45 protein-coding genes and 2 pseudogenes are annotated in these 26227 nt (G+C 50.7%); 7 read left to right on the top strand and 40 right to left on the bottom strand.

Annotated features, from left to right (window positions below; translation table 11 throughout):
• The first annotated feature begins 248 nt into the window (after positions 1 to 248).
• Positions 249 to 803, top strand: a complete 555-nt coding sequence (locus NA330_RS22940; RefSeq protein WP_001285635.1) for a gamma carbonic anhydrase family protein — start codon at positions 249 to 251, stop codon at positions 801 to 803.
• On the opposite strand, the gene NA330_RS22935 is transcribed toward NA330_RS22940, so the two are convergent.
• Genes NA330_RS22935 through dprA form a run of 6 tightly spaced genes read right to left on the bottom strand, consistent with a single transcriptional unit; the run spans position 779 to position 4571 of the window.
• Complete coding sequence (locus NA330_RS22935) at positions 779 to 1036, bottom strand: DUF1488 domain-containing protein (RefSeq protein WP_001070575.1); 258 nt, start codon at positions 1034 to 1036, stop codon at positions 779 to 781. The genes NA330_RS22940 and NA330_RS22935 overlap by 25 nt on opposite strands.
• Positions 1033 to 1851: a shikimate dehydrogenase gene (gene aroE, locus NA330_RS22930; RefSeq protein ID WP_000451202.1), complete on the bottom strand. Its 819-nt coding sequence runs from the start codon at positions 1849 to 1851 to the stop codon at positions 1033 to 1035. The genes NA330_RS22935 and aroE overlap by 4 nt, the downstream gene beginning before the upstream one ends.
• Positions 1852 to 1855: 4 nt before the next feature.
• Entirely contained in the window at positions 1856 to 2428 is a 573-nt protein-coding gene (gene tsaC, locus NA330_RS22925) for an L-threonylcarbamoyladenylate synthase type 1 TsaC (protein ID WP_001063613.1), read from the bottom strand.
• 4 nt (positions 2429 to 2432) lie between these two features.
• Positions 2433 to 2975: a DNA topoisomerase family protein gene (locus NA330_RS22920; protein ID WP_001129708.1), complete on the bottom strand. Its 543-nt coding sequence runs from the start codon at positions 2973 to 2975 to the stop codon at positions 2433 to 2435.
• Positions 2976 to 3001: 26 nt separating this feature from the next.
• Positions 3002 to 3475: a DUF494 family protein Smg gene (gene smg / locus NA330_RS22915; protein ID WP_000460663.1), complete on the bottom strand. Its 474-nt coding sequence runs from the start codon at positions 3473 to 3475 to the stop codon at positions 3002 to 3004.
• Positions 3447 to 4571 carry a DNA-protecting protein DprA gene (gene dprA / locus NA330_RS22910; protein WP_023242302.1) on the bottom strand — a complete coding sequence of 375 codons (1125 nt, stop codon included), beginning with the start codon at positions 4569 to 4571 and terminating at the stop codon, positions 3447 to 3449. Before dprA ends, smg begins: the two co-directional genes overlap by 29 nt.
• 131 nt (positions 4572 to 4702) lie before the next feature.
• On the opposite strand from dprA, the gene def reads away from it, so the two are divergent.
• From def to mscL, 5 genes are all read left to right on the top strand, one after another.
• Positions 4703 to 5212, top strand: a complete 510-nt coding sequence (gene def, locus NA330_RS22905; protein ID WP_000114987.1) for a peptide deformylase — start codon at positions 4703 to 4705, stop codon at positions 5210 to 5212.
• A gap of 15 nt (positions 5213 to 5227) precedes the next feature.
• Positions 5228 to 6175: a methionyl-tRNA formyltransferase gene (gene fmt, locus NA330_RS22900; RefSeq protein ID WP_001285165.1), complete on the top strand. Its 948-nt coding sequence runs from the start codon at positions 5228 to 5230 to the stop codon at positions 6173 to 6175.
• A 51-nt stretch (positions 6176 to 6226) separates the two neighbouring features.
• Positions 6227 to 7516 (top strand): 16S rRNA (cytosine(967)-C(5))-methyltransferase RsmB, encoded by a 1290-nt coding sequence (gene rsmB, locus NA330_RS22895; protein WP_023242303.1) that lies wholly within the window; start codon positions 6227 to 6229, stop codon positions 7514 to 7516.
• Positions 7517 to 7537: 21 nt separating this feature from the next.
• Positions 7538 to 8914 (top strand): Trk system potassium transporter TrkA, encoded by a 1377-nt coding sequence (trkA, locus tag NA330_RS22890; protein ID WP_023242304.1) that lies wholly within the window; start codon positions 7538 to 7540, stop codon positions 8912 to 8914.
• 141 nt (positions 8915 to 9055) lie between these two features.
• Positions 9056 to 9469, top strand: a complete 414-nt coding sequence (mscL, locus tag NA330_RS22885; RefSeq protein ID WP_000008119.1) for a large-conductance mechanosensitive channel protein MscL — start codon at positions 9056 to 9058, stop codon at positions 9467 to 9469.
• A 1-nt stretch (position 9470) separates the two neighbouring features.
• Here mscL and NA330_RS22880 read toward each other — a convergent pair.
• The 31 genes and pseudogenes from NA330_RS22880 to rpsJ all read right to left on the bottom strand — a co-directional run.
• Positions 9471 to 9674 (bottom strand): annotated as a pseudogene (locus NA330_RS22880) (alternative ribosome-rescue factor A); the annotation flags it as partial.
• Positions 9675 to 9731: 57 nt separating this feature from the next.
• Complete coding sequence (zntR, locus tag NA330_RS22875; RefSeq protein WP_000285585.1) at positions 9732 to 10157, bottom strand: Zn(2+)-responsive transcriptional regulator; 426 nt, start codon at positions 10155 to 10157, stop codon at positions 9732 to 9734.
• A 10-nt stretch (positions 10158 to 10167) separates the two neighbouring features.
• Complete coding sequence (locus NA330_RS22870) at positions 10168 to 10536, bottom strand: DUF1992 domain-containing protein (protein WP_000266515.1); 369 nt, start codon at positions 10534 to 10536, stop codon at positions 10168 to 10170.
• A gap of 107 nt (positions 10537 to 10643) precedes the next feature.
• Complete coding sequence (rplQ, locus tag NA330_RS22865; RefSeq protein WP_001216370.1) at positions 10644 to 11027, bottom strand: 50S ribosomal protein L17; 384 nt, start codon at positions 11025 to 11027, stop codon at positions 10644 to 10646.
• 40 nt (positions 11028 to 11067) lie between these two features.
• Positions 11068 to 12057: a DNA-directed RNA polymerase subunit alpha gene (locus NA330_RS22860; RefSeq protein WP_001162094.1), complete on the bottom strand. Its 990-nt coding sequence runs from the start codon at positions 12055 to 12057 to the stop codon at positions 11068 to 11070.
• Between the two features lie 25 nt (positions 12058 to 12082).
• A complete protein-coding gene (gene rpsD / locus NA330_RS22855; protein WP_000135226.1) occupies positions 12083 to 12703 on the bottom strand; it encodes a 30S ribosomal protein S4 in 621 nt (206 codons plus the stop codon).
• A gap of 33 nt (positions 12704 to 12736) precedes the next feature.
• Entirely contained in the window at positions 12737 to 13126 is a 390-nt protein-coding gene (gene rpsK, locus NA330_RS22850; RefSeq protein WP_001029758.1) for a 30S ribosomal protein S11, read from the bottom strand.
• A 16-nt stretch (positions 13127 to 13142) separates the two neighbouring features.
• On the bottom strand, positions 13143 to 13499 hold the full coding sequence (gene rpsM / locus NA330_RS22845) for a 30S ribosomal protein S13 (protein WP_000090780.1): 357 nt from the start codon (positions 13497 to 13499) through the stop codon (positions 13143 to 13145).
• Between the two features lie 146 nt (positions 13500 to 13645).
• Positions 13646 to 13762 (bottom strand): 50S ribosomal protein L36, encoded by a 117-nt coding sequence (gene rpmJ, locus NA330_RS22840; RefSeq protein ID WP_000868187.1) that lies wholly within the window; start codon positions 13760 to 13762, stop codon positions 13646 to 13648.
• Between the two features lie 31 nt (positions 13763 to 13793).
• On the bottom strand, positions 13794 to 15125 hold the full coding sequence (secY, locus tag NA330_RS22835) for a preprotein translocase subunit SecY (protein WP_001118864.1): 1332 nt from the start codon (positions 15123 to 15125) through the stop codon (positions 13794 to 13796).
• A gap of 7 nt (positions 15126 to 15132) precedes the next feature.
• Positions 15133 to 15567, bottom strand: coding sequence for a 50S ribosomal protein L15 (rplO, locus tag NA330_RS22830; protein WP_001238917.1), 435 nt, complete (start codon positions 15565 to 15567; stop codon positions 15133 to 15135).
• A gap of 3 nt (positions 15568 to 15570) precedes the next feature.
• Positions 15571 to 15750 (bottom strand): 50S ribosomal protein L30, encoded by a 180-nt coding sequence (gene rpmD, locus NA330_RS22825; RefSeq protein ID WP_001140434.1) that lies wholly within the window; start codon positions 15748 to 15750, stop codon positions 15571 to 15573.
• A gap of 3 nt (positions 15751 to 15753) precedes the next feature.
• Positions 15754 to 16257 (bottom strand): 30S ribosomal protein S5, encoded by a 504-nt coding sequence (gene rpsE, locus NA330_RS22820; RefSeq protein WP_000940121.1) that lies wholly within the window; start codon positions 16255 to 16257, stop codon positions 15754 to 15756.
• 14 nt (positions 16258 to 16271) lie between these two features.
• Entirely contained in the window at positions 16272 to 16625 is a 354-nt protein-coding gene (gene rplR, locus NA330_RS22815) for a 50S ribosomal protein L18 (protein ID WP_000358956.1), read from the bottom strand.
• Between the two features lie 9 nt (positions 16626 to 16634).
• Positions 16635 to 17168, bottom strand: coding sequence for a 50S ribosomal protein L6 (rplF, locus tag NA330_RS22810; RefSeq protein ID WP_000091939.1), 534 nt, complete (start codon positions 17166 to 17168; stop codon positions 16635 to 16637).
• 12 nt (positions 17169 to 17180) lie between these two features.
• A complete protein-coding gene (gene rpsH / locus NA330_RS22805) occupies positions 17181 to 17573 on the bottom strand; it encodes a 30S ribosomal protein S8 (protein ID WP_000062611.1) in 393 nt (130 codons plus the stop codon).
• Between the two features lie 33 nt (positions 17574 to 17606).
• Positions 17607 to 17912: a 30S ribosomal protein S14 gene (gene rpsN / locus NA330_RS22800; RefSeq protein ID WP_001118932.1), complete on the bottom strand. Its 306-nt coding sequence runs from the start codon at positions 17910 to 17912 to the stop codon at positions 17607 to 17609.
• A 14-nt stretch (positions 17913 to 17926) separates the two neighbouring features.
• Positions 17927 to 18466, bottom strand: coding sequence for a 50S ribosomal protein L5 (gene rplE, locus NA330_RS22795; RefSeq protein WP_001096206.1), 540 nt, complete (start codon positions 18464 to 18466; stop codon positions 17927 to 17929).
• Between the two features lie 14 nt (positions 18467 to 18480).
• Positions 18481 to 18795: a 50S ribosomal protein L24 gene (gene rplX, locus NA330_RS22790; protein WP_000729185.1), complete on the bottom strand. Its 315-nt coding sequence runs from the start codon at positions 18793 to 18795 to the stop codon at positions 18481 to 18483.
• A gap of 10 nt (positions 18796 to 18805) precedes the next feature.
• Entirely contained in the window at positions 18806 to 19177 is a 372-nt protein-coding gene (gene rplN, locus NA330_RS22785; RefSeq protein ID WP_000613954.1) for a 50S ribosomal protein L14, read from the bottom strand.
• A 163-nt stretch (positions 19178 to 19340) separates the two neighbouring features.
• Positions 19341 to 19595, bottom strand: a complete 255-nt coding sequence (gene rpsQ / locus NA330_RS22780; protein WP_000130101.1) for a 30S ribosomal protein S17 — start codon at positions 19593 to 19595, stop codon at positions 19341 to 19343.
• Positions 19595 to 19786 carry a 50S ribosomal protein L29 gene (gene rpmC, locus NA330_RS22775; RefSeq protein WP_000644742.1) on the bottom strand — a complete coding sequence of 64 codons (192 nt, stop codon included), beginning with the start codon at positions 19784 to 19786 and terminating at the stop codon, positions 19595 to 19597. The genes rpsQ and rpmC overlap by 1 nt, the downstream gene beginning before the upstream one ends.
• A complete protein-coding gene (rplP, locus tag NA330_RS22770; protein ID WP_000941208.1) occupies positions 19786 to 20196 on the bottom strand; it encodes a 50S ribosomal protein L16 in 411 nt (136 codons plus the stop codon). The genes rpmC and rplP overlap by 1 nt, the downstream gene beginning before the upstream one ends.
• 12 nt (positions 20197 to 20208) lie before the next feature.
• Positions 20209 to 20910, bottom strand: coding sequence for a 30S ribosomal protein S3 (rpsC, locus tag NA330_RS22765; protein WP_000529945.1), 702 nt, complete (start codon positions 20908 to 20910; stop codon positions 20209 to 20211).
• A 17-nt stretch (positions 20911 to 20927) separates the two neighbouring features.
• Complete coding sequence (rplV, locus tag NA330_RS22760) at positions 20928 to 21260, bottom strand: 50S ribosomal protein L22 (protein ID WP_000447529.1); 333 nt, start codon at positions 21258 to 21260, stop codon at positions 20928 to 20930.
• A 14-nt stretch (positions 21261 to 21274) separates the two neighbouring features.
• Positions 21275 to 21553 (bottom strand): 30S ribosomal protein S19, encoded by a 279-nt coding sequence (gene rpsS / locus NA330_RS22755; protein WP_001138115.1) that lies wholly within the window; start codon positions 21551 to 21553, stop codon positions 21275 to 21277.
• Positions 21554 to 21569: 16 nt separating this feature from the next.
• Positions 21570 to 22391: a 50S ribosomal protein L2 gene (gene rplB / locus NA330_RS22750; protein ID WP_000301869.1), complete on the bottom strand. Its 822-nt coding sequence runs from the start codon at positions 22389 to 22391 to the stop codon at positions 21570 to 21572.
• A 17-nt stretch (positions 22392 to 22408) separates the two neighbouring features.
• The gene (gene rplW, locus NA330_RS22745; protein ID WP_000617546.1) at positions 22409 to 22711 is read right to left on the bottom strand and encodes a 50S ribosomal protein L23; all 303 of its coding nucleotides are present in this window, start codon (positions 22709 to 22711) and stop codon (positions 22409 to 22411) included.
• Positions 22708 to 23313 (bottom strand): 50S ribosomal protein L4, encoded by a 606-nt coding sequence (gene rplD, locus NA330_RS22740; protein WP_000424395.1) that lies wholly within the window; start codon positions 23311 to 23313, stop codon positions 22708 to 22710. Before rplD ends, rplW begins: the two co-directional genes overlap by 4 nt.
• Positions 23314 to 23323: 10 nt before the next feature.
• A complete protein-coding gene (gene rplC, locus NA330_RS22735; RefSeq protein WP_000579838.1) occupies positions 23324 to 23953 on the bottom strand; it encodes a 50S ribosomal protein L3 in 630 nt (209 codons plus the stop codon).
• A 32-nt stretch (positions 23954 to 23985) separates the two neighbouring features.
• Positions 23986 to 24297 (bottom strand): 30S ribosomal protein S10, encoded by a 312-nt coding sequence (gene rpsJ, locus NA330_RS22730; protein ID WP_001181005.1) that lies wholly within the window; start codon positions 24295 to 24297, stop codon positions 23986 to 23988.
• Positions 24298 to 24676: 379 nt separating this feature from the next.
• Between rpsJ and hopD the strand changes: the two genes are divergently transcribed.
• A complete protein-coding gene (gene hopD, locus NA330_RS22725; protein ID WP_000495848.1) occupies positions 24677 to 25144 on the top strand; it encodes a prepilin peptidase in 468 nt (155 codons plus the stop codon).
• Here the strand turns inward: hopD and bfr are convergent.
• The 3 genes and pseudogenes from bfr to tuf all read right to left on the bottom strand — a co-directional run.
• Positions 25141 to 25617 carry a bacterioferritin gene (gene bfr / locus NA330_RS22720; protein ID WP_000675530.1) on the bottom strand — a complete coding sequence of 159 codons (477 nt, stop codon included), beginning with the start codon at positions 25615 to 25617 and terminating at the stop codon, positions 25141 to 25143. The genes hopD and bfr overlap by 4 nt on opposite strands.
• 72 nt (positions 25618 to 25689) lie before the next feature.
• Positions 25690 to 25884 (bottom strand): bacterioferritin-associated ferredoxin, encoded by a 195-nt coding sequence (bfd, locus tag NA330_RS22715; RefSeq protein ID WP_000289082.1) that lies wholly within the window; start codon positions 25882 to 25884, stop codon positions 25690 to 25692.
• Between the two features lie 184 nt (positions 25885 to 26068).
• Positions 26069 to 26227: pseudogene (tuf, locus tag NA330_RS22710) on the bottom strand (elongation factor Tu); the annotation flags it as partial.

Raw genomic sequence — 26227 nt, 5'->3', positions numbered from 1 at the left:
ATTTTTCTCTTCAACCGACCGGCTGTTTGTGTGAAGTGATTCACATCCGCCGTGTCGATGGAGGCGCATTATAGGGATCCCATTTTTTTGCACAAGCGTTTTTTGGATCTTTTTTTCTGTTTGTTGATTTTTCATCCCTTTCGCTCCATTCCTGCGCAAAGTGGCGATTTTTTGATGCTATCTCCCCTTGCACAACGCCGTTAAAGCAACCAAAGTCTTCATGACTATTCATTTATGATGAGGTAGACATGTCTGACACATTACGTCCTTATAAGGATCTTTTTCCTGAAATCGGTCAGCGCGTGATGATCGATACCAGCAGCGTGGTTATTGGCGATGTCCGTCTGGCGGATGATGTCGGGATCTGGCCGCTTGTGGTGATTCGCGGCGATGTGAATTACGTTGCGATAGGGGCTCGTACGAACATTCAGGATGGCAGCGTTCTTCACGTAACCCACAAGTCTCCATCCAATCCACACGGCAACCCATTAATCATTGGCGAAGATGTTACCGTTGGCCATAAAGTTATGCTGCACGGCTGTACCATCGGTAACCGCGTACTGGTCGGTATGGGCTCCATTGTGCTGGATGGCGCGATAATAGAAGATGACGTAATGATTGGCGCGGGAAGCCTGGTGCCGCAGCACAAACGGCTGGAAAGCGGCTATTTATATCTTGGCAGTCCGGTAAAACAGATCCGCCCCCTAAGCGATGCTGAGAGATCGGGCCTGCAGTACTCCGCCAATAACTATGTAAAATGGAAAGACGACTATCTTTCTCAGGATAACCATATCCAACCGTGATCGTCTTCCTGCTGGGCCAGGATTAATGCTTCAGCCTCTTCTTCCAGGTCCCAGCGATACTCACGAAAAATGGCCAGCCATTGCTCCGCTGTTTCTCCACCAAAGCGATACGCCAGTACATCTTTTTTTATTGCACACGTGAGTTGCATCCCATTAACCAGGGCGGGAAAGATGACAGCGCTGGCGGCAGTATCCCATTCTTCGCGGTCAGGAAATTGTATGGCCTGGTTCACGCTAATAATTCCTGCTGTAGCAGCTCAATCACTGGCTCGACCTGCGGTAATACACCGTGCCAAAGCAAAACGGCATGTGCAGCCTGCCCCACCAGCATTCCCAGCCCATCTGCGTAGCGTTTTGCGCCCTGTTGTACACACCAGGAGAGAAATGGCGTATTCCCTTTTTGATAGAACATGTCATAGCAACAGAGGGAAGGGTGAATAAGTGACGCCGGAATCGCCGGGATTTCGCCCCGTATGCCGCTGGAGGTCGCATTAATAATCAGGTCAAACTCACAACCATCCAGCTTGTCCATATCCATAGCATGAACGCTGCCGGTATGAGCAAAGATTTTCGCCAACGCTTCGGCACGTGAAGCTGTACGGTTAGTGATAGTGACCGCGCAATCCAAAGAAAGCAGAGGTAACAGCACGCCCCGGGATGCGCCGCCCGCGCCAATCAGCAAAATACGCCATCCTGGGCGGATAAAATTTAACCGTTTGAGATCGCTTAATAAACCGATACCGTCAGTATTGTCGCCAAGCAAACGACCATCTTCCAGCCGTTTTAATGTATTGACGGCTCCCGCCAGCGATGCTCGTTCCGTTAACTCATCCGATCGCGCAAACGCCTCCTCTTTAAAAGGTACTGTGATGTTTGCGCCTTTTCCCCCTGCCGCGAAAAAGGCATCAAGCGTATTAATGAAATTATTAATAGGGGCCAGCACGCGACCATAGGGGTGAACAATATCTAGCTGCTGAGCAAATTGCTGATGAATAAATGGCGATTTGCTGTGCGCAATCGGATTTCCAAAAACAGCATAGGTTTCCATCATATTACCCCTGTCGAAACAGTTCGCCCGTCAGAGCATCGCGAATTTCTGAAGGATTTAAACGCCCACCCGTTGCGCCTTCAACCACCGGAAAATCATCGCCAAATTGCGCACGTACCTCTTCAACGGTACGACATGGCGGTAATCCGCTCAGATTGGCGCTGGTGGAAACCAGCGGTTTGCCATACGCATTGCATAGCGCGACCACCAGCGGGTGGTTGGTAACACGAACGGCCAGGGAATCAAAACGTCCCGTAAGCCACCGCGGCGTTGTCGCGGGCGCAGGAAAAACAAACGTTACCGGCCCGGGCCAGCAATCAAATACTGCTTTACGCTGTGCGGCGGTAAGTATGCTGTCATCAATATAAGGTTTTAACTGCTCAAAGCTGGCGGCAATCAAAATGAGTCCCTTATCGACGGGCCGTTGTTTTAACGCCAACAGGCGCGTAACGGCTGTTTCACTATCGGGATCGCAGCCGACGCCGAAAACGGCTTCTGTTGGATAAGCGATGACATTTTCTTTATTCAGGAGATCTACCGCCGCGGCGATAGATCCTGTTGGCAGGTTATTATTCACTTGTTTATTCCACCGGAACCGGCTTTCCACATTGTTTACTGGCGCAAAAGCGCTTCACGCCCTGCGCGGTTTTCTTTTCGATGAGTAGCGGATAATGGCACTCGGGGCATTCCCCCGCAACCGGTGTGAAGTTAATGACGAACTGACATTCCGGGTAGCGATCGCAGGAATGAAAGATTTTACCGTAACGAGAACGGCGCTGGACCAAATGTCCTTGCTGGCAGGCTGGACAGGCTATCGCCGTTTCATCCGGTTTATCAATAACCACTGTATGTTCACATTGCGGATACTGACTGCATCCGATGAACATACCAAAGCGCCCCTGACGCAGCACCAGTACGGCGCCACACTCAGGACACAGTTGCCCCTCCAGAATTTTAACGATATGTCCGTCCGCCTGACTTTTCAGCGGACGAACGTAATCGCATTCCGGATAGCGAGAACAGCCGAGAAACGGACCATGTTTCCCGGAACGAATTACCAGTTCGGCCCCGCACTGCGGGCAGGGCTCATTTTTACGCACCGAAAACAGTGCTGATTTAGCCATATTCACTCATGCAGCATTAACACCTATCAATGCAGCATACCTTCATTTACCTCAAAGAGTAATTCTTCCATTTGCTGATAGGCGTTTTCACAGCCCGGAATGTTGAATAACACCATCAAAATAACCCATTTCAAGTCTTCCAGGTCAAACTCTGCGGTATCCAGCGCCAGCACACGCTCAATCACCATTTCTCGTGTTTCGAGGTTTAGCACCTGAATCTGCTCAAGGAATAACAGGAACCCCCGGCAACTGGCATCAAGCCTTTCACACTCTTCAACCGTATAAATGCGCATTGAAAGAGGGTCGGAAGCAAGTTGCATGGGTTCCGCGAGGCCATCCTGATAGTCAGCGAGTTTTTCCAGCCACAGCAGCGCATTGTAGATGTCTTCGCGATCAAACCCAGCGTCGGTGAGATCACGCTCCAGTCTGTCCTGATCCACGCGCAGCTCGGCTTCGTTATGGATGTATGTTTCAAACAAATACATTAGTACGTCGAACATGGCTTGCCCTCCTTAATCGGACATAGCCGCCGGGTACAGCTGCGATCCATCCTGCTAACTCCAGTTCGAGTAGCTGAGCCACTACCGCTGGCACAGGTTGGCCGGCACGTTCAGCGACGACGTCAACAGGTGTTACCTCATCTCCTACGTTAGCCAGGAGCTCAGGAAATGGCAATGCCGCCTCATCCTGATTTAGTGAATAAAATGAATTTTCCGCCGTAGTTGGCAACCAGTGTAAGCCGTATTGCAAATTTTCCAGAATATCCTCCGGCGTCGTCACAAGCGTGGCCCCTTGTTTAATTAACCAGTGCGTGCCTTCGCTTCCCGGACTACCGATAGGACTTGGTAATGCAAAAACGTCCCGCCCCTGTTCAAGCGCGCAGCGCGCCGTCACCAACGAACCGCTGCGCAACGCCGCCTCAATCACCAGCACGCCTTTGCTCAGTCCGCTGATGATACGGTTTCTGCGAGGAAAATTTTGCGGTAGCGGAGGCGTTGAAAGCGGAAATTCTGAGACCACTGCGCCGCCGGTAGCAATCAAGTTTTCAGCCAGCATGGCATGTCGGCGAGGATAAATCTTTGCCAAGCCATTCCCTAACACCGCTACACTTTTTCCCCCCATACTCACCGCGGCGTTGTGTGCTACGCCATCAATTCCCCGGGCAAGGCCGCTGGTGATCGTCAAACCGCTTTTCGCAAGGCTTTCGCAAAGCAGACGTCCCCAACGTTCTCCATACCAGGAGTGGCTCCGGCTCCCTACGACGGCAAGTTGGCAGGTATGCAGACAGGCAGGATCGCCGTCAATAAAAATAGCGCCGGGATAATCGTCAATAGCACGCAGCTGGGGAGGATAAATTTCACTATCCGCACACAGAAAATGGTGCTGCGGTAGTTCAAGCCAGCGTAACGTCTCATCAAGCACACCTGCTGGAAGCTGTAAAAAACGTTCAGCTTGCCGCGCGGTAAGACCAGCCTCCTGAAGGTGCGTGCGATTTATCTGAGGCTGGCGAATAAGCGAATTCGCCATGTTCAACATCGCCTCGCCATAAAGGTCGCCGACGTACATTAAACGTAACCAAATTTCGGTACGGGCCATCCTTTCCCTCCCCTGCCACAAGCAGTCTGAACAATCTTTGCGATTGGTCACTGATGCTGTCAATCAGGTGGGGATTTGTCTAGAATAGAGGTAATAATCTTTTCAACTCCTGAACACAACTCTGGATAATTATGTCAGTTTTGCAAGTGTTACATATTCCGGACGAGCGCCTTCGCAAAGTCGCAAAGCCGGTTGAAGAAGTGAATGCAGAAATTCAGCGTATCGTCGATGATATGTTCGAAACGATGTACGCGGAAGAAGGTATCGGTCTGGCCGCAACGCAGGTCGATATCCACCAGCGGATCATCGTGATTGATGTTTCGGAAAACCGCGACGAGCGCCTGGTACTCATTAACCCGGAATTGCTGGAGAAAAGTGGCGAAACGGGTATAGAAGAAGGCTGTCTGTCGATTCCGGAACAGCGTGCTTTAGTGCCGCGCGCCGAGAAAGTGAAAATCCGCGCGCTGGATCGCGACGGCAACCCGTTTGAGCTTGAAGCGGATGGTTTGCTGGCAATCTGCATTCAGCATGAGATGGATCACCTGGTCGGTAAACTGTTTATCGATTATTTGTCGCCGCTGAAGCAACAACGTATTCGTCAGAAAGTAGAAAAACTCGACCGCCTGAACGCCCGGGCTTAAAGGACAAGAACCAACGTGTCAGATTCACTACGTATTATTTTTGCGGGTACACCTGACTTCGCAGCGCGTCATCTCGACGCGCTGTTAACTTCTGGACATAACGTTGTCGGCGTATTTACCCAACCCGATCGTCCAGCAGGTCGCGGCAAAAAGTTGATGCCCAGCCCGGTAAAAGTGCTGGCGGAAGAAAAAGGCCTGCCCGTTTTCCAGCCCGTGTCGCTTCGTCCTCAGGAAAACCAGCATCTGGTTGCTGACTTACATGCCGACGTCATGGTTGTCGTAGCATATGGTCTGATTCTCCCAAAGGCAGTGCTGGATATGCCCCGTCTCGGATGTATCAACGTTCACGGTTCGCTGCTTCCACGCTGGCGCGGCGCGGCGCCTATTCAGCGCTCACTCTGGGCAGGCGATGCGGAAACCGGCGTCACAATTATGCAGATGGATGTAGGGCTGGATACCGGCGACATGCTGTATAAACTTGCGTGCCCGATTACCGCAGAAGATACCAGTGGCTCACTGTATAATAAGTTGGCTGAACTTGGCCCGCAGGGGTTAATTACCACACTAAAACAACTGGCGGACGGCACAGCGACGCCTGAAGCGCAGAATGAAGCGCTGGTCACTCATGCGGAAAAGCTCAGTAAAGAAGAAGCGCGTATTGACTGGTCTCTCTCCGCAGCACAGCTGGAGCGTTGCATTCGCGCCTTTAATCCATGGCCAATGAGCTGGCTGGAAATCGACGGCCAGCCGGTAAAAGTCTGGCAGGCGTCCGTCATTGAGGACGCCACGCAGTCGCTGCCGGGAACTATTCTGGCCGCGACGAAACAGGGCATTCAGGTTGCAACAGGCAAGGGGATATTAAATTTGCTTTCGCTTCAGCCTGCCGGCAAAAAAGCGATGAGCGCCCAGGATCTGTTAAATTCACGCCGGGAATGGTTTATTCCTGGTAACCGTCTTGCCTGACGGTCACGTCTTTATAAGCCCGGTGTTACCGGGCATTTTTATTTTATACATATGAAAAAACAAAACAATTTACGTAGTCTGGCAGCACAGGCCGTTGAACAGGTCGTCGAGCAGGGACAATCATTAAGTAATGTGCTCCCGCCGCTGCAACAAAAAGTCGCCGATAAAGACAAAGCGCTACTTCAGGAGCTGTGCTTTGGCGTCCTGCGCACCCTTTCACAGCTGGAATGGCTGATCAATAAGCTGATGTCTCGTCCAATGACCGACAAGCAGCGTACAGTGCATTACTTAATTATGGTCGGCTTTTATCAGTTGCTGTACACCCGCGTTCCTCCCCATGCGGCGCTGGCTGAAACCGTTGAAGGCGCGGTCTCCATCAAACGTCCGCAGTTGAAAGGGTTAATTAACGGCGTCCTGCGCCAGTTCCAGCGCCAGCAGGAAACGTTGCTTAATGAGTTTGCGACCAGCGATGCGCGCTTTTTACATCCAGGTTGGCTGGTAAAGCGTTTGCAAAATGCTTACCCCACACAGTGGCAACACATTATTGAAGCGAATAACCAGCGTCCACCGATGTGGCTACGTGTAAATCGTACACACCACACCCGCGACGGTTGGCTTGGCTTACTTGAAGACGCAGGCATGAAGGGATATCCCCATCCCGATTATCCCGACGCTGTACGTCTGGAAACGCCAGCTCCGGTACATGCTTTACCCGGTTTTGCTGAGGGTTGGGTAACTGTCCAGGATGCCTCTGCGCAGGGATGTGCGGTTTTTCTCGCTCCTCAGAACGGTGAGCACATTTTAGACTTGTGCGCCGCGCCCGGCGGTAAAACCACGCATATTCTCGAAGTGGCCCCCGAAGCAGACGTGTTGGCGGTTGATATTGATGAACAACGACTCTCCCGCGTTTACGACAACCTAAAGCGTCTTGGGATGAAAGCGACAGTTAAACAAGGGGATGGACGTTATCCCGCCCAATGGTGCGGCGAGCAGCAGTTTGACCGTATTCTGCTGGATGCGCCCTGCTCCGCAACCGGCGTCATTCGCCGTCATCCAGATATCAAATGGCTGCGTCGCGATCGCGATATCGCGGAACTGGCGCAATTACAGGCGGAAATTCTTGATGCCGTCTGGCCGCGCCTGAAGCCCGGCGGGACGCTGGTTTACGCCACCTGTTCCGTACTGCCGGAAGAAAACCGCGATCAGATCAAAACCTTTTTACAACGCACTACCGATGCCGCGCTCAGCGAAACGGGAACACCTGATCAGCCAGGACAACAGAATCTGCCGGGCGGCGAAGAAGGTGATGGGTTCTTTTACGCTAAGCTAATCAAGAAGTGATGAGATAACGGGCCACGACTGATGAAAATTATCATACTGGGCGCAGGGCAAGTTGGCGGAACACTGGCGGAAAACCTGGTCGGCGAAAACAACGACATCACGGTGGTTGATACCAACAGCGAACGGTTACGCAGTTTGCAAGATAAGTTCGATCTACGCGTAGTTCAGGGGCATGGTTCGCATCCCCGCGTGTTGCGCGAAGCGGGCGCTGACGATGCGGATATGCTGGTCGCTGTCACCAGTTCAGATGAAACTAATATGGTTGCCTGTCAGGTAGCCTATTCACTCTTCAACACTCCAAACCGTATCGCCCGCATTCGCTCCCCGGACTATGTTCGCGATGCGGATAAACTCTTTCATTCTGAAGCGGTTCCGATTGATCATCTGATCGCGCCGGAGCAGTTGGTTATCGATAATATTTATCGTCTGATCGAGTATCCGGGAGCATTACAGGTTGTAAACTTTGCCGAAGGGAAAGTCAGTCTGGCAGTAGTTAAAGCCTACTATGGCGGTCCACTAATAGGTAACGCGCTCTCGACAATGCGAGAACATATGCCGCATATCGATACTCGCGTTGCCGCAATTTTCCGTCATGACAGACCAATCCGTCCTCAGGGCTCGACTATCGTGGAAGCAGGGGATGAAGTCTTCTTTATTGCGGCTTCACAGCATATCCGTGCAGTAATGAGCGAATTACAGCGTCTGGAAAAACCCTACAAGCGCATCATGCTGGTGGGCGGCGGCAATATCGGCGCCGGGCTGGCAAGGCGTCTGGAAAAAGACTATAGCGTTAAATTGATCGAACGCGATCAACAACGCGCCGCAGAACTGGCTGAGAAGCTGCAAAACACGATCGTCTTTTTTGGCGACGCTTCCGATCAGGAATTGCTGGCGGAGGAGCATATTGATCAGGTCGATCTCTTTATCGCGGTCACTAACGATGATGAAGCCAATATCATGTCCGCGATGTTGGCCAAGCGGATGGGCGCCAAGAAAGTCATGGTGCTAATTCAGCGTCGAGCTTATGTCGATCTTGTGCAGGGTAGCGTTATAGATATTGCGATTTCTCCGCAGCAGGCCACCATCTCTGCATTACTGAGCCATGTGCGTAAAGCGGATATCGTCGGCGTTTCCTCACTACGTCGCGGGGTTGCCGAAGCCATCGAAGCCGTCGCGCACGGCGATGAAAGCACTTCCCGCGTGGTTGGCCGCGTCATTGACGAAATTAAACTGCCGCCAGGCACCATTATTGGCGCGGTCGTTCGCGGTAATGATGTCATGATTGCTAATGACAATTTGCGCATTGAACAAGGCGATCACGTCATTATGTTTTTGACCGATAAAAAGTTTATTACCGACGTCGAACGTCTGTTCCAGCCAAGTCCTTTCTTCCTCTAATTTAAGGGGCGCTCATTCAGCGCCCTTTTTAATTCCCTTTATTTATCAAGGTTTAATTTATTTCGCTAAACAGAAGCCGTAAATGGAAAATGCCTTAGCATTTGTTAAACTTATAACGTCAGCTGCATAGGGAGAATAAAAATGAGTTTTATTAAAGAATTTCGCGAATTCGCGATGCGCGGGAATGTTGTGGATTTGGCAGTGGGTGTCATTATTGGCGCGGCATTCGGTAAGATTGTTTCTTCACTGGTTGCCGATATCATTATGCCGCCGTTGGGATTGTTAATCGGCGGGATCGACTTTAAACAATTTGCTTTTACGTTACGCGAAGCGCAGGGAGATATTCCGGCGGTCGTCATGCATTACGGCGTGTTTATCCAGAACGTATTTGATTTTGTGATTGTGGCCTTTGCTATCTTTGTTGCCATTAAGCTTATCAACAGACTCAACCGTAAAAAAGCAGAAGAGCCGGCAGCTCCGCCAGCGCCTTCTAAAGAGGAAGTGTTATTGGGCGAAATCCGCGATCTGCTGAAAGAACAAAATAACCGTTCTTAATAAGCAGAAGGCCAGTGGTAAAAAAGTCACTTACTTTCTTGCCACTGGCCTCCCAGTTCCCTCGATTACCGTGTTTACCTTTACGCAGATAACTTCCTTTGCCTTTCTTATTTTTTTCAACGCGCTGCCTGAAAAGGGGATCGTGTAACAATGCCTCGATGGCATTGTCCTTTATCTGCCCTTTCTTATGTTGATAACGACTCATAATGTCTCCCGATTGTATAAATTAACGGCGCGAGTGTAGCCCCGCCGGTTCAATAAATCAACATCCTGATTTCGCTCCACTGGCCCCCTGTTCCAGGGCTTCCAGAATGGAACAATAGACGCTACTGTGGGCCGTTCCGCAACAAGCATCATTAAGCCTTTGTAACGAACGCTGCATTGTTTGCAGTTCCGCAATCCTGGCTTCAACCTCCTGCAATCGCTCTTGCACAATACTTTTTGACTCCTGACAGGTATGGTGCTCAGGATCAATTCGGATCGATAAAAGCTCGCGGATCGAGTCGAGCGTGAAACCCAACTGTCGCGCATAACGAATAAACTTGAGACGCTGCAGATCGTTTTCGGTATACAGACGAAACCCGCCTTCAGTACGTACCTCATGATCCATCATCTGCTGTTTTTCATAGTAGCGAATGGTATCAGGCGTTACGTCTGCCAGCTTTGCCAGCTCACCAATGCGATACATACAAGCTCCGTTAATTATCGTTGATTTTATGCAGCAGTTTTTCTGCATACTCACCGTGTAAAAAGTCGGTACTCAACCCAGCCTGCCGAAGTTTTAGTTCAAGCAGGGAGAGCTGGCGACTAACCTGATGGTATCGAGGGTCATCTTCCCGGATACTGTTGAGGATATCAAGTAACTGAATAGCGTCTCTGCGCTGCTCCAGTTCAGGGGGAAGACAGCCCGCATTCTTGAGTAAGCGATAACCCGCACGAAGTTCCGCCGGCACATGAGAATCATCATCCAGAATAAGCGGCTCGCCACGGCCAGGCAAATTATCAAACTCGCCTTTACGCTGTGCCTCGATAATATGACGCTCTGCCCACTGGTCAAGTAACCACATACGTCGCTCCAGGGATTGAACGAAAAGAATACAATTATTGTAGATATGTGGGGTTCAGGAGGATATAAAAAAACCCGCCGAAGCGGGTTTTTTTACGTTACTACAGATTACTCTGCAGCAGCTTCTGTTTTCTCTGAACGATCAACCAGCTCGATGTATGCCATCGGCGCGTTGTCGCCTGCACGGAAGCCACACTTCAGAATGCGAGTGTAACCACCGGCGCGGCTCGCGAAACGCGGGCCCAGCTCGTTAAACAGTTTTGCCACGATCTCGTTATCACGAGTACGGGCGAATGCCAGACGACGATTAGCAACGCTATCAGTCTTGGCAAGAGTAATCAGCGGCTCAACTACGCGACGCAGCTCTTTCGCTTTAGGCAGGGTCGTCTTGATGATTTCATGACGAACCAGTGAACCTGCCATGTTGCGGAACATAGCCTGGCGATGGCTGCTGTTGCGGTTCAGTTGACGACCACTCTTACGATGGCGCATGACCTTATCCTTCTCAGTAAAACCTTAACCTGTGATCCGGTTACTCGTCAGCGATGCTTGCCGGTGGCCAGTTTTCCAGGCGCATACCCAGAGACAGTCCACGGGAAGCCAGCACGTCTTTAATCTCGGTAAGAGATTTTTTACCCAGGTTAGGCGTCTTAAGAAGCTCAACCTCGGTACGCTGTACCAGATCACCGATATAGTGGATAGCTTCTGCCTTGAGGCAGTTAGCAGAGCGGACAGTCAATTCCAGATCGTCAACAGGGCGCAGCAGGATCGGATCGAATTCTGGTTTCTCTTCTTTCACTTCCGGTTGACGTACATCACGTAAATCAACGAAAGCTTCCAGTTGTTCAGCCAGGATGGTTGCCGCACGACGAATCGCCTCTTCAGGATCGATTGTGCCGTTGGTTTCCATTTCGATGACCAGCTTGTCCAGGTCGGTACGCTGTTCTACACGCGCTGCTTCAACATTGTAGGCAATACGCTCTACAGGGCTGTAGCAGGCGTCGACCAGCAGACGGCCGATTGGGCGCTCATCTTCTTCCGAATGAATTCGGGTAGAAGCCGGCACATAACCACGACCGCGCTGAACTTTGATACGCATACTAATAGACGCGTTTTCATCGGTCAGGTGGCAGATCACGTGCTGCGGCTTGACGATTTCGACATCCCCATCATGGGTGATATCGGCTGCAGTCACAGGGCCAATGCCAGATTTATTCAAGGTAAGAATAACTTCATCTTTACCCTGAACTCTCACCGCCAGCCCTTTCAGGTTGAGCAGGATTTCCAGGATGTCTTCCTGAACGCCTTCTTTGGTGCTGTACTCATGTAGTACACCATCAATCTCAACCTCGGTCACCGCGCAACCCGGCATCGATGAGAGCAGAATACGGCGCAGTGCGTTACCCAGAGTATGGCCGAAGCCACGCTCTAAAGGCTCAAGGGTCACCTTGGCGTGCGTCGAACTCACTTGCTCGATATCTACCAGGCGCGGTTTTAGAAACTCTGTCACAGAACCCTGCATTGTGTCCTCTCTTTGGTACTAAGCTTTACTTGGAGTAAAGCTCGACGATCAGGTGTTCGTTAATGTCCGCAGACAGATCAGAACGCTCAGGCTTACGCTTGTACGTACCTTCCATCTTGCCAGCATCAACTTCCAGCCAGGTTGGCTTTTCACGCTGCTCAGCCAGCTCCAGAGCGGCTTTCACGCGAGACTGCTTCTTCGCTTTCTCACGAATGCTAACAACGTCATTCGGACTAACCTGATAAGAAGCGATGTTAACAACACGACCGTTTACCATAATTGCTTTATGGCTAACCAGCTGACGTGCTTCTGCACGAGTGGCGCCGAAGCCCATACGGTATACAACGTTGTCCAGACGACCTTCCAGCAGAGCCAACAGGTTTTCACCGGTGTTGCCTTTCAGACGTGCTGCTTCTTTGTAGTAGTTACGGAACTGACGCTCCAGCACACCGTAAATGCGGCGAACTTTTTGCTTTTCACGCAACTGCACACCATAGTCAGACAGACGCGGCTTACGCGCACCGTGCTGGCCAGGAGCTTGTTCAATTTTACACTTGGTATCGATCGCGCGAACGCCAGACTTAAGGAATAAGTCGGTGCCCTCACGACGGCTCAGCTTGAGCTTAGGACCCAAATATCTTGCCATTTTCTTTCTCCAACTAACCTGGAAAACGAAGCGTTATACGCGACGTTTTTTCGGCGGACGACAACCGTTATGAGGGATCGGAGTCACATCAGTAATATTAGTGATGCGGAAACCAGCGGCGTTCAGAGCACGAATAGTAGATTCGCGGCCTGGACCCGGACCTTTAACCATAACTTCCAGATTCTTGATACCGTATTCTTTCACGGCGTCAGCGCAACGCTCTGCTGCAACCTGAGCTGCAAACGGAGTGGATTTGCGAGAACCACGGAAACCGGAACCACCGGCTGTTGCCCAACCCAGCGCATTACCCTGACGATCGGTAATAGTCACGATGGTGTTGTTGAAAGAAGCATGGATATGAGCCACGCCGTCAGAGACTTGTTTTCTTACACGTTTACGTGCGCGAACTGGTGCCTTTGCCATTATTCAATCACCCCGATTATTTCTTGATCGGTTTGCGCGGACCCTTACGGGTACGAGCGTTGGTCTTGGTACGCTGACCGCGAACCGGGAGACCACGACGATGACGCAAACCGCGATAGCAACCAAGATCCATCAGGCGCTTGATGCTCATGCTGATTTCACGGCGCAGATCACCTTCAACGACAAATTTGGCAACTTCGTCACGCAGCGTGTCGATTTGTTCTTCAGACAGCTCACTGATCTTAACATTTTCAGCGATACCCGCTGCAGCCAGGATGGCTTTAGAACGGGTCTTGCCGACACCGTAGATCGAAGTTAACGCGATCACGGCGTGTTTCTGATCAGGAATGTTAATGCCTGCTATACGGGCCACTATGCACTCCTACTATTTAATATGTACGTACCATGCTGAAAAGCCCGTTTTCAGGATACTCAAATGGAAACGTACAGACATACAAAAGATTGGCTGGCTAATCTAGCCAGCTCAACCCAACTTTGCAAGAAAAATATGCGAAAAAATCAGCCTTGGCGCTGTTTATGCTTCGGCTCGGCACTGCAAATCACACGGATGACACCATCACGCTTAACGATTTTGCAGTTACGGCATAATTTCTTGACGGAAGCACGAACTTTCATTTTTACTCTCCGTAACTTCTCAGGCGACCAATTAACGGCCGTAGCCTTTCAGGTTCGCCTTCTTCAATGCAGACTCATACTGACTGGACATCATCAGAGTTTGCACTTGAGCCATAAAGTCCATAATCACGACAACAACGATAAGCAGTGAGGTCCCACCGAAGTAGAACGGCACTTTCATTGCATCACGCATGAACTCCGGGATCAGGCAGATAAAGGTAATATACAGCGCACCAACCAGGGTCAGGCGGGTCATTACTTTATCGATATACTTCGCCGTTTGCTCTCCCGGACGAATTCCTGGTACAAATGCACCGGACTTCTTCAGGTTATCTGCTGTTTCACGCGGGTTGAAAACCAACGCCGTGTAGAAGAAACAGAAGAAGATGATTGCAGACGCATAGAGTAACACATAAAGCGGTTGCCCAGGCTGCAAATACAGCGAAATTGTTGTCAGCCAGTTCCAACCAGTACCGCCCCCGAACCATGACGCGATGGTCGCCGGGAACAGAATAATACTGGAAGCGAAGATTGCCGGGATTACCCCCGCCATATTCACTTTCAGCGGTAAATGTGTGCTCTGTGCAGCATAGACACGACGACCTTGCTGACGTTTGGCGTAGTTTACCACAATACGGCGTTGACCACGTTCAACGAATACTACAAAGAACGTCACTGCAAATACTAATACTGCAACCAACAGCAACACGAGGAAGTGCAGGTCGCCTTGACGCGCTTGCTCGATAGTATGGGCAATGGCTGGCGGGAGTCCCGCAACGATACCAGCGAAGATGATGATTGAGATACCGTTACCGATACCGCGCTCAGTAATCTGTTCGCCGAGCCACATCAGGAACATCGTCCCTGTAACCAGACTTACAACAGCGGTGAAATAGAATGCAAAGCCTGGATTCATCACCAGGCCCTGCATACCAGGCATATTCGGCAAACCGGTAGCAATACCGATCGACTGGAATATCGCCAGCACCAGAGTACCGTAACGGGTGTACTGGCTGATCTTACGACGACCAGACTCCCCTTCTTTCTTAATTTCTGCGAGCGTTGGATGAACCACCGTCAACAGCTGGATAATGATCGACGCCGAAATATACGGCATGATCCCCAGGGCAAAGATAGAAGCACGGCTGAGAGCACCACCAGAGAACATGTTAAACATTTCAATGATGGTGCCTCGCTGTTGCTCAAGCAGTTTGGCAAGTACAGCGGCATCAATACCAGGGATCGGAATAAAAGAGCCAATACGGAACACAATCAGCGCGCCGATAACAAACAGCAGTCTGCGTTTCAGCTCACCTAAGCCACCTTTGGCACTTTGAAAATCTAATCCCGGTTGTTTAGCCATCTGCTACTTATTCCTCGATTTTACCGCCAGCAGCTTCGATAGCAGCACGAGCGCCTTTAGTAACACGCAGGCCACGAACAGTTACCGGAGTAGTGACTTCGCCAGCCAGGATCACTTTCGCGAACTCGATCTGGATACCGATAATGTTTGCCGCTTTCAGCGTGTTCAGGTCTACAACGCCGCCTTCTACTTTCGCCAGGTCAGACAGACGAACTTCGGCTGTAATCGCTGCTTTGCGAGAAGTGAAGCCGAATTTCGGCAGACGACGGTACAGAGGCATCTGACCACCCTCGAAACCGCGACGTACGCCACCGCCAGAACGAGACTTCTGACCTTTGTGACCACGACCACCGGTTTTACCGAGGCCAGAACCGATACCACGACCCAGGCGTTTACCCGCCTTTTTGGAGCCTTCGGCCGGAGACAGAGTATTTAAACGCATCTCTTACTCCTCAACTTTAACCATGAAGGAAACCGCGTTGACCATACCACGAACAGCAGGAGTATCCTCGCGCTCTACGGTGTGGCCAATACGACGCAGACCCAGGCCAAGCAGCGTTGCCTTGTGTTTCGGCAGACGACCGATTGCACTGCGGGTTTGAGTAATTTTAATAGTCTTTGCCATGGTTTATTTCCCCAGAATTTCTTCAACGGATTTACCACGCTTGGCAGCGACCATTTCTGGAGAATTCATATTTTCCAGGCCATCAATAGTTGCACGAACCACGTTGATCGGGTTGGTGGAACCGTATGCTTTAGCCAGAACGTTATGAACCCCAGCAACTTCCAGAACGGCGCGCATTGCACCACCGGCGATGATACCGGTACCTTCGGAAGCTGGCTGCATGAATACACGAGACCCCGTGTGAACACCTTTAACCGGGTGCTGCAGGGTGCCGTTGTTCAGCGCGACGTTAATCATATTGCGACGGGCTTTTTCCATCGCTTTCTGGATCGCTGCTGGAACTTCACGCGCTTTACCGTAACCAAAACCTACGCGACCGTTACCATCGCCTACTACAGTCAGAGCTGTGAAGGAGAAAATACGACCACCTTTAACGGTTTTAGATACGCGGTTTACCGCGATCAGCTTTTCCTGCAGTTCGCCAGCTTGTTTTTCGATGTGAGCCATCTTACACCTCTACCTTAGAACTGAAGGCCAGCTTCACGGGCAGCATCTGCCAGTGCCTGGACACGACCATGATATTGGAACCCGGAACGGTCAAAGGACACATCTTTGATGCCTTTTTCCAGAGCGCGTTCAGCGACAGCTTTACCCACAGCTGCAGCCGCGTCTTTGTTACCGGTGTACTTCAGTTGTTCAGCGATAGCTTTTTCTACAGTAGAAGCAGCTACCAGAACTTCAGAACCGTTCGGTGCAATTACCTGTGCGTAAATATGACGCGGGGTACGATGTACCACCAGGCGAGTTGCGCCCAGCTCTTTGAGCTTGCGGCGTGCGCGGGTCGCACGACGGATACGAGCAGATTTCTTATCCATAGTGTTACCTTACTTCTTCTTAGCCTCTTTGGTACGCACGACTTCGTCGGCGTAACGAACACCCTTGCCTTTGTAAGGCTCAGGACGACGGTAGGCGCGCAGATCTGCTGCAACCTGGCCGATCACCTGCTTATCAGCGCCTTTCAGCACGATTTCAGTTTGAGTCGGACATTCAGCAGTGATACCTGCCGGCAGCTGATGGTCAACCGGGTGAGAGAAACCTAAAGACAGGTTTACTACATTCCCTTTAACCGCTGCACGATAACCTACACCAACCAGCTGCAGCTTCTTAGTGAAGCCTTCGGTAACACCGATAACCATTGAGTTCAGCAGGGCACGCGCGGTACCAGCCTGTGCCCAACCATCTGCGTAACCATCACGCGGACCGAAGGTCAGTGCATTATCTGCATGTTTAACTTCAACAGCATCGTTGAGAGTACGAGTCAGCTCGCCGTTTTTACCTTTGATCGTAATAACCTGACCGTTGATTTTGACATCAACGCCGGCAGGAACAACGACCGGTGCTTTAGCAACACGAGACATTTTTTCCTCCGATTAGGCTACGTAGCAGATAATTTCGCCACCAAGACCAGCCTGGCGCGCTGCACGATCAGTCATAACACCTTTAGAGGTAGAAACAACTGCGATACCCAGACCGGCCATAACTTTCGGCAGCTCATCTTTACGTTTGTAGATGCGCAGACCTGGGCGGCTGACACGCTGAATGCTTTCTACAACAGCTTTACCCTGGAAATACTTAAGAGTCAGTTCCAGTTCCGGCTTGGTGTCGCCTTCAACTTTAAAATCTTCAATAAAACCTTCTTCCTTCAGCACGTTGGCAATTGCCACTTTCAGCTTGGAGGAAGGCATGGTGACCGCAGCTTTGTTCGCGGCCTGACCGTTACGGATACGGGTCAGCATATCCGCGATCGGATCTTGCATGCTCATCTGTCTTTACTCCCGTGATTCAATTGGTGACAATTACCAGCTAGCCTTTTTCAGACCCGGAATTTCACCGCGCATAGCGGCTTCACGGACCTTAATACGGCTCAACCCGAACTTCCGCAGGAAAGCGTGCGGACGACCAGTTTGACGGCAGCGGTTACGCTGACGTGACGGGCTGGAATCACGCGGCAGAGTCTGCAGCTTAAGAACCGCATTCCAACGATCTTCGTCGGTTGCGTTCACATCAGAGATGATCGCTTTCAGTTCAGCGCGTTTCGCGAAGTATTTATCAGCTAAAGCTACGCGTTTTACTTCGCGTGCTTTCATTGATTGCTTAGCCATTTAGTAACCCTACCTTACTTGCGGAACGGGAAGTCAAAGGCAGCCAGCAGAGCACGGCCTTCTTCGTCAGATTTCGCAGTAGTGGTAATGGTAATATCCAAACCACGAACGCGGTCGACTTTATCGTAGTCGATTTCTGGGAAGATGATCTGCTCACGGACACCCATGCTGTAATTACCACGACCGTCGAATGACTTAGCGGACAAGCCACGGAAGTCACGGATACGAGGAACAGCAATAGTGATCAGGCGCTCAAAGAACTCCCACATGCGTTCGCCACGCAGAGTTACTTTACAGCCGATCGGATAGCCCTGACGGATTTTGAAGCCTGCAACAGATTTGCGTGCTTTGGTGATCAACGGTTTTTGACCGGAGATTGCTGTCAGGTCTGCTGCTGCGTTATCCAGCAGTTTCTTGTCAGCGATCGCTTCACCAACACCCATGTTCAGGGTGATCTTCTCGACCCGAGGGACTTGCATGACAGAATTGTAGTTAAACTCAGTCATGAGTTTGTTAACTACTTCGTCTTTGTAGTAATCATGCAGTTTCGCCATCGTACTACTCCAAATTACTTGATAGTTTCGCTGTTAGACTTGAAGAAACGGACTTTTTTGCCGTCTTCGAATCTAAAGCCTACACGGTCAGCCTTGCCGGTTGCCGCATTGAAGATTGCAACGTTAGAAACCTGAATTGCAGCTTCTTTTTCAACGATGCCGCCCGGTTGGTTCAGAGCCGGAACCGGCTTCTGGTGTTTCTTAACCAGGTTGATACCTTCAACAATGACCTTGCCGGAAGACAGGACATTCTTAACTTTACCGCGTTTACCTTTATCTTTACCGGTTAACACGATAACTTCGTCATCACGACGGATTTTCGCTGCCATGATTCGCTCCTTAGAGTACTTCTGGTGCCAGAGAGATAATTTTCATGAACTTCTCGTTACGAAGTTCACGAGTTACCGGCCCAAAAATACGCGTACCGATAGGCTGCTCGCTGTTATTGTTTAAAATAACGCATGCATTACCATCGAAGCGAATGACAGAACCGTCCGGGCGACGAACACCCTTCTTGGTGCGCACCACTACCGCCTTCAGCACATCACCTTTTTTGACCTTACCACGCGGAATCGCTTCTTTGATGGTGATCTTAATGATGTCGCCTACGCCTGCGTAGCGACGGTGCGAGCCACCCAGAACCTTGATACACATTACGCGACGTGCACCGGAGTTGTCGGCGACGTTCAGCATAGTCTGTTCTTGGATCATTTTAGTGCTCCGCTAATGTCAACTACTACTGAGACCCGAAAATCAGGTCGTTAAAAAAACCCCATATCGAGGGCGCGGCATTATAACACCGCAAATCAGATATGGGTAGAAAAAATAAACGGCCCATCGCTGAGCCGTTTATTCGTTGAGAATGCGTACTGTATTACAGAACCGCTTTCTCTACAACGCGAACCAGAGTCCAGGATTTGGTCTTGGACAGCGGACGGCATTCGCGGATTTCAACCACGTCGCCGATACCGCATTCGTTGTTCTCGTCATGTACGTGCATTTTGGTCGTACGCTTGATGAATTTACCGTAGATCGGGTGTTTCACAAAACGTTCGATAGCAACAACAATGGATTTCTCCATTTTGTCGCTAACCACGCGACCTTGCAGAGTACGGATTTTATCGGTCATTACGCACCCGCCTTCTCAGTCAGTAAAGTCTTAACGCGTGCGACATCACGACGCACTTGCTTCAACAGGTGAGACTGTTGCAGCTGGCCACTTGCAGCCTGCATACGCAGGTTGAACTGCTCACGCAGCAGGTTCAGTAGCTCGGTGTTCAGCTCTTCAACGCTCTTCTCACGCAGCTCTTTTGCTTTCATTACATCACCGTCTTAGTTACAAAGGTGGTTTTAATCGGCAGTTTCGCTGCTGCCAGCTTGAATGCTTCACGGGCCAGCTCTTCCGGTACGCCGTCCATTTCATACAGGACTTTACCCGGCTGAATCAAGGCAACCCAATACTCCACGTTACCTTTACCTTTACCCATACGCACTGCCAGCGGCTTTTCAGTGATCGGTTTGTCCGGGAATACACGGATCCAGATCTTACCTTGACGCTTAACTGCACGGGTCATAGCACGACGTGCTGCTTCGATCTGACGGGCAGTCAGACGACCACGGCCAACAGCTTTCAGGCCGAAGCTGCCGAAGCTAACATCCGCGCCTGCAGCCAGACCACGGTTGCGGCCTTTGTGCATTTTACGGAATTTTGTACGCTTTGGTTGTAACATCAGCGACGCTCCTTATTTACGGCCTTTACGCTGCTGCTTTTTCGGTTGAGCAGCCGGTTTTTCCGGTTGTTCAACAGCAGCCATACCACCCAGGATCTCGCCTTTGAAGATCCACACTTTAACGCCGATTACACCATAAGTGGTGTGCGCTTCAGAGGTGTTGTAGTCGATGTCAGCACGCAGAGTGTGCAGCGGTACGCGACCTTCGCGGTACCATTCGGTACGTGCGATTTCCGCGCCGCCCAGACGGCCGCTAACTTCAACTTTGATACCTTTAGCGCCCAGACGCATGGCGTTCTGTACAGCACGCTTCATCGCACGACGGAACATAACGCGACGTTCCAGCTGAGAAGTGATGCTGTCAGCAACCAGTTTAGCGTCCAGTTCAGGTTTACGAACTTCGGCGATGTTGATCTGTGCAGGAACGCCAGCGATATCCGCTACGACCTTACGCAGTTTTTCTACGTCTTCACCTTTTTTACCGATAACGATACCCGGGCGAGCGGTGTGAATAGTCACACGGATGCTCTTAGCCGGACGCTCGATAACGATACGAGATACAGACGCTTTAGCCAGTTCCTTCGTCAGGTACTGACGTACTTTAAAATCGCTGTCCAGGTTGTCAGCGAATTCTTTGGTGTTCGCAAACCAGGTAGAGTTCCATGGTTTTACAATACCCAGGCGAATACCATTAGGATGTACTTTCTGACCCATTGCTAGTCTCCAGAGTCTCAGCGATCGGACACAACCACAGTGATGTGGCTGGTGCGCTTCAGGATGCGATCTGCACGACCTTTTGCACGCGGCATAATGCGCTTCATGCTCGGGCCTTCGTCTACGAAAATTTTCGTAACTTTCAGATCGTCAATGTCAGCGCCATCGTTGTGTTCAGCGTTAGCAATGGCAGATTCCAGAACTTTCTTGACCAGTACAGCCGCTTTCTTGTTGGTGTAGGTCAGAATATCCAGAGCCTGCGACACTTTCTTACCGCGAATCAGGTCAGCAACAAGGCGAACCTTCTGAGCAGAAGAACGAGCATGGCGATGTTTAGCGATAGTTTCCATCTCTTCCTCCTACCTTATTTCTTCTTCGCTTTTTTATCAGCAGCGTGGCCGCGATAAGTACGAGTCGGTGCGAATTCACCCAGTTTGTGACCGACCATTTCGTCGGAAACAAATACCGGAACGTGCTGACGACCATTATGGACAGCGATGGTCAAACCGATCATGTTAGGAAAGATCGTTGAACGACGGGACCAGGTGCGCAGGGGCTTCTTGTCTCCGCTTTCCACCGCTTTCTCTACCTTCTTCAGCAAGTGCAGGTCAATAAAAGGACCTTTCTTGAGAGAACGTGGCATGGCTTATCCTCTAAAATTATTTGCTACGGCGACGTACGATGAATTTATCAGTACGCTTGTTGCTGCGGGTCTTCTTACCTTTGGTCTGAACGCCCCACGGAGTTACCGGGTGCTTACCAAAGTTACGACCTTCACCACCACCATGTGGGTGGTCTACTGGGTTCATCGCAGTACCGCGAACGGTAGGACGAACGCCACGCCAGCGTGCAGCACCTGCTTTACCCAGAACGCGCAGCATATGCTCAGCATTGCCAACTTCGCCCAGGGTTGCACGGCAGTCTGCTTCGACTTTACGCATTTCACCAGAACGCAGACGCAGGGTGACATAAGCGCCATCGCGAGCAACGATCTGAACGTAAGTACCAGCGGAACGCGCCAGCTGACCGCCTTTACCTGGTTTCATTTCTACGTTATGAACGGTAGAACCAACCGGGATATTGCGCATCGGCAGGGTGTTGCCTGCTTTGATTGCAGCATCAACGCCAGACTGAATCTGGTCGCCAGCTTTCAGGCCTTTCGGGGCCAGGATGTAACGGCGTTCGCCGTCTTTGTACAGAACCAGCGCGATGTTCGCGGAACGGTTCGGATCGTACTCAAGACGTTCAACAACTGCCGGGATACCGTCTTTGTTGCGTTTGAAGTCAACAATACGATAAGCCTGTTTGTGACCACCACCGATATGACGAGTGGTGATACGGCCATTGTTGTTACGACCACCGGATTTGCTGTTTTTTTCAACCAGCGGAGCAAAAGGTTTGCCCTTGTGCAGCTCTGGGTTGACCACTTTAACGACGTGGCGACGACCCGGAGATGTCGGTTTACATTTAACAACTGCCATTGTATTACTCCTCCGACTTACTCAGCGCCGCCGACGAAGTCCAGATTCTGGCCTTCTTTCAGGGTGACGTAAGCTTTTTTCCAGTCGCTACGACGACCGATACGCTGTCCGTGACGTTTAACTTTCCCTTTAACAACCAGGGTGTTAACGACTTCGACTTCGACTTCAAACAGTTTCTGCACAGCAGCTTTGATTTCTGCTTTGGTCGCGTCTTTAGCAACTTTGAGAACGATGGTGTTAGTTTTTTCCATCGCAGTAGACGCTTTTTCAGAAACGTGCGGTGCGCGCAGCACCTTCAGCAGACGTTCTTCACGAATCATGCCAGCATCTCCTCAACTTGCTTAACAGCATCAGCAGTCATTACGACTTTGTCGAAGGCGATCAGGCTAACCGGGTCGATACCAGTCGCATCGCGTACGTCAACCTTGTGCAGGTTACGTGCGGCCAGGAACAGGTTCTCGTCCAGCTCACCGGTGATGATCAGCACATCTTCCAGAGCCATGTCTTTCAGTTTCTGTGCCAGCAGCTTAGTTTTCGGCGCTTCTACAGAGAACTTCTCGACAACGATCAGACGATCCTGACGTACCAGTTCGGACAGGATGCTTTTCAGCGCGCCGCGGTACATCTTCTTGTTAACTTTTTGACTGTGGTCCTGCGGACGAGCAGCGAAGGTCACGCCACCGGAACGCCAGATCGGGCTCTTGATAGAACCTGAACGCGCACGGCCAGTGCCTTTCTGGCGCCACGGTTTTTTACCGGAACCAGTTACTTCAGCACGAGTCTTCTGAGCACGAGTACCCTGACGAGCACCAGCTGCATAAGCAACAACAACCTGGTGAACCAGCGCTTCGTTGAAATCACGACCGAAGGTAGTTTCGGAAACAGTCAGCGCGCTCTGCGCGTCTTTCAATACTAATTCCATTGCTATCCCCTTACGCCTTCACAGCTGGTTTAACGATCAGGTCGCAACCGGTTGCACCCGGAACACCACCCTTAACCAGCAGCAGGTTGCGCTCAGCGTCAACGCGTACTACGTCAAGGCTCTGAACGGTTACGCGCTCATTACCCATCTGACCTGCCATTTTCTTGCCTTTGAACACTTTGCCCGGAGTCTGGTTCTGACCGATAGAACCCGGAACGCGGTGAGACAAGGAGTTACCGTGAGTAGCGTCCTGGGTACGGAAGTTCCAGCGCTTAACGGTACCAGCGAAACCTTTACCTTTAGAGGTACCGGTTACGTCAACTTTTTTAACGTCAGCAAACAGTTCAACGCTGATGCTCTGACCTACGGTGTATTCTTCGCCTTCAGCCAGACGGAATTCCCACAGACCACGGCCAGCTTCTACGCCAGCTTTAGCAAAGTGACCCGCTTCCGGCTTGGTGACACGGTTAGCTTTTTTAGCACCCGTAGTAACCTGAACAGCGCGGTAGCCATCGTTAGCCAGGTCTTTAACCTGAGTAACACGGTTTGCTTCAACTTCGATTACGGTTACTGGGATAGAGACGCCATCTTCAGTGAAGATGCGGGTCATACCCACTTTTTTACCGACTAAACCAATCATTGTATCAACCTCTCAATCGCTCGATGACCTGATTAACCCAGGCTGATCTGCACGTCTACACCGGCAGCCAGGTCCAGACGCATCAGAGCATCAACGGTTTTCTCGGTTGGCTCAACGATGTCAACCAGACGCTTGTGAGTGCGAATTTCGTACTGATCGCGCGCATCTTTGTTAACGTGCGGAGAGATCAGAACGGTAAAGCGCTCTTTGCGGGTCGGCAGCGGGATCGGACCGCGAACCTGCGCACCAGTGCGCTTGGCAGTCTCGACGATTTCCGCGGTTGATTGATCGATCAGACGATGATCAAACGCTTTCAGGCGGATACGGATTCTTTGGTTCTGCATGAGACCAGAGCTCCAATTATTTTATAAACGAAAATGATTACTCCTCACACCCATTACGATTGATGGGAGAGTGTAACCGTTCTTACGTAGCTCCCCGATTGGGAGCATTGTTAAATAGCCAAATCGGCTATTCGAGGTTCAAATCGAACCTGCCGTCAATTACGACAAGCCCGCGCATTATACGTAAATCTCAGCCTGACGCAAGTGTCGGATAGAAATTAAGCGCTTTATTCTTATGCGAGCATGATTCCAGATGGTACGCATGGGATGGCAACGCGTATCTTTTCTTTGGAAGGCATCAGGCAAACCTGGCAATACGTCGTTGTCGCTGTCGCATAAATCTATAAAGGTGAGCACAAGCCTTGACGAGGATTTGCTTATGTTTGTTGCCCTCCCCTTTCTCATTTTTTATGCGTCGTTCTCTTTATTACTTGGCATATACGACGCGCGTACCGGTCTGTTGCCTGACCGGTTTACCTGTCCATTACTGTGGGGGGGTCTGCTTTATCACCAGATTTGCCTGCCGGAGCGTTTACCGGATGCGCTTTGGGGTGCTATCGCCGGCTATGGCGGATTCGCGTTAATTTACTGGGGCTATCGCCTGCGTTATCAGAAAGAGGGGCTTGGATATGGCGACGTCAAGTACCTTGCTGCCTTAGGGGCGTGGCATTGTTGGGAAACACTGCCGTTACTGGTTTTCCTTGCCGCCATGTTGGCCTGTGGCGGGTTTGGCGTCGCGCTACTGGTGAGAGGTAAATCGGCATTAATAAACCCGCTACCTTTTGGGCCATGGCTGGCGGTGGCGGGTTTCATAACAGGTTGGAAAGTTTTCTTTCCAGACGGTTAATCGGTAACCTTAATTTGTGATTGCAGATAATTTTGCATACCAAGTTTGGCAATCAAATCCAGCTCAGTTTCCAGCCAGTCGATGTGGCCTTCCTCGTCGGCAAGAATTTCAATCATCATATCCCGGCTGACATAATCATGAACGCTATCGGCATAGGCTATTGCCTCACGTAGATCTTTTGCGCCTTCCAGTTCGAGCCGGAGATCCGATCGTAGCATCTCTTCGACATCTTCACCGATGCCCAGCTTACCCAGATCCTGTAGGTTCGGTATGCCTTCCAGAAATAAAATACGCTCAATATACTTATCGGCATGTTTCATCTCATCAATGGATTCATGGTACTCAACATCATTAAGCCGGGTCAGCCCCCAGTTTTTGAACATACGGGCATGAAGAAAATACTGATTAATTGCGACAAGCTCATTTCCCAATAGTTTATTGAGATAATTTATGATTTTAACATCACCTTTCATTTTATAGTCCCTCCGCTTCCACTCTCTAGAGCGTAGATGGGGCTACAGGGATGTCAAAAAAAAGAGTGTGACTCAGGCGATCTCTTTAAATTCCGGCATTTGCGTTAACTCATCCTGCATCACTTCTCGCGCGGCGCGAATACACTTACCACATTGATTTCCCACAGGAATAAATTTACGCAACTGTTGAAATGACTGTGGATGAAATTGTCGTACAGCCTGGCGGATTTTTTTATCGCTTATACCATTACACAAACAAACGTACATGATCGCTCCCGTTCAATTTCCGCACAAAGTGTAAATGAGAATGGTTATGATTACAATAGCACAAAGCGATTTACGCCACGGGAGAAGCGTTAAAAAAGGCAAATAAATATAACAGCGGCTAAATAGCAGGCAACAAAAAGGGCGCCGAAGCGCCCTCTTCAATTCAAAACTAATTAACGAGTAATTAGCCCAGAACTTTAGCAACAACGCCCGCGCCAACGGTACGGCCGCCTTCACGGATTGCGAAACGCAGACCGTCGTCCATCGCGATCGGGTGGATCAGGGTAACAACCATTTTGATGTTGTCGCCCGGCATTACCATCTCTACGCCTTCCGGCAGTTC

It is taken from the genome of Salmonella sp. NW722 (genome assembly GCF_051702785.1).
Classification (GTDB): Bacteria; Pseudomonadota; Gammaproteobacteria; order Enterobacterales; family Enterobacteriaceae; genus Salmonella; species Salmonella enterica.
This window is presented reverse-complemented; position numbering and strand designations above follow the sequence as displayed.